This window comes from Massilia genomosp. 1 (assembly GCF_011682185.1).
Taxonomy (GTDB): Bacteria; Pseudomonadota; Gammaproteobacteria; order Burkholderiales; family Burkholderiaceae_D; genus Telluria_A; species Telluria_A rubra.
In genome coordinates, this window is sequence record NZ_WHJF01000354.1 from 1 (window position 1) to 614 (window position 614).

General features: G+C 58.1%; 1 pseudogene. It reads right to left on the reverse strand.

Features of this window, described 5'->3' with window-relative positions:
- Positions 1–614, reverse strand: a pseudogene (locus F1735_RS34045) (RHS repeat protein); the annotation flags it as partial.

A 614-nucleotide genomic window follows, 5' to 3' on the forward strand; every position in this document is an offset into this window, starting at 1 on the left:
AGTCTGGGAAACGCCGTTGCCGCCATAGCTGATCAGGCGATCAAGTTCGTCGTAGCCGAAGGTCTGGTTAAGACTGGCGGGGCTGGGCGCCGTGCCGGTGCCCGTATGCGTATAACCTTTGATGCGGCTGGCGGCGTCGTAACTGACCGTACGCACGATGCCGTTAGCCGAAGGGCTTCCCAATGTATAGCTGCTGATGCGGCCGTTGAGGTCATAGGCGCGTTGATGCGCGTACTGGCTTGCCGGTACGCTGTTGCCCCACGTCCAACCCGTCGTTCCACCAAACGGTGCATAGGTGATATTGCTCAGCAAAACGATGCTGCTGCCGGTGTTTGTGCCGCTACCGCTAGCCTGAACAGGATTGAGCACAATGCTGGTGACTTGCCCCGCATTGTTGTAGCCATAATTGACGCGGTTGCCGCTCGGGTACGTCATGCTTGCCAGCTGGCCGACGGCATTGTAGGCATAGCTTAGCGTATGGGTGGTATTGTAGACCCCGCCGATCGTATTCTGCGTTTTGGTCGCCAGCCGCCCCAATTCGTCGTAGGTATAGCTGGTATTGCCCGATTCATCCGTCATCCGGCTCAATTTGCCGATCGCGTTAGGGACTGGGG